The organism is Rhodococcus sp. P4_B6 (genome assembly GCF_056402215.1).
In genome coordinates this window covers 1-1,099 of record NZ_JBFUHV010000453.1, presented here as the reverse complement: position 1 = coordinate 1,099, position 1,099 = coordinate 1, and the positions used below count along the sequence as shown (strand labels likewise).

The 1,099-nt window shown below is 60.3% G+C and carries 1 protein-coding gene; it reads left to right on the top strand.

Annotation, left to right across the window (positions count from 1 at the left end):
- Window positions 1-1,099: MFS transporter (locus AC1DWT_RS51490; protein WP_477926304.1), on the top strand; the 1,099-nt coding region annotated here is incomplete at both ends.

Sequence of the window (1,099 nt, the reverse complement as noted above, 5' to 3'; positions counted from 1 at the left end):
GTACGCAACAGCGTCCGACAAGGGCTACTTGATCAGCGCAGCCTTGGTGGGCATCGGCGTCGGGGCCTTCTTCCTGGCTCGAATGGCCGACGTCCATGGGCGTCGTCCGACGTTGCTCGGCGCGCTGGTACTCAACACCGCCGGCCTCCTTGTTTCCTCACTGGCCCCCAACTACTCGGTGTTGATCGCATCCCGATTCGTTACGGGAATGGCAATCGGTGTGCTCGGCGCAATCTCTATGGTCATCGCCCAGGAAATGTCTCCACCATCACGCCGCAGCCTCTCGGTGGGCGTGGTGCTCTTCGGTTACCCCCTGGGAACTTTCGTCGCAGGCCTGGCAGGTGCCTCGGTAATCGAAGCCGCAGGCGGATGGAAAGGGTTGTTCTGGGTAGGGTTTGCCCTCAGCGCAACTGTCACCGTCGTTGTCGCCGCTTTCATCCCAGAAACAGTGGCCTACCTTCGACGGTCATCGGACGACACGGCGCAGGAGACGGCCGAGAAGTTGTCTACGCGGGTCAACCTGGAGGAAGGACTCCTCAATGGCRGTGTTCTAGCCGACGAGGCGATAGTCGATCAATCGGATACGAAACTCCTCGGACCAGGACTGCGGGTAACCACCCTGCTCCTCTGGCTCGGTTATGGATTTTGCACTGCCGCGTTCTATTTCATCGGTTCCTGGACCCCTCAGCTGATCAAGAATGAGACCGGAGACACCGGCAGCGGGGCGCTAGTGGGCATCATGTTGTCGGTCGGCACGATGATCGGGGCCATCCTGTACGGATTTCTTGGCCTCAAGCGGCCGTCTGCCCAAATATCCTGGATGTCGATGGCCCTGGGCATGGCTGCCCTGGTTGCCTTCGCACTGACCCTGCAGGGCCCCTTCGCGCTGACCATGGCCCTGCTGCTGGGTCTGTTCGTCTTCGTCTCACTGACGGCCTTCACCGCGATCGCAACCACCGTGTACCCAATACGAATACGAGCCAAAGGATTCGGCACGATGCTAGGCGTCGCCAGAGTTGGATCGATCCTGTCGCCCATCCTCGGCGGCTACGCAATCGGCTTCATGTCACCGAAAGATCTGTACATCGCAGTACTGGTG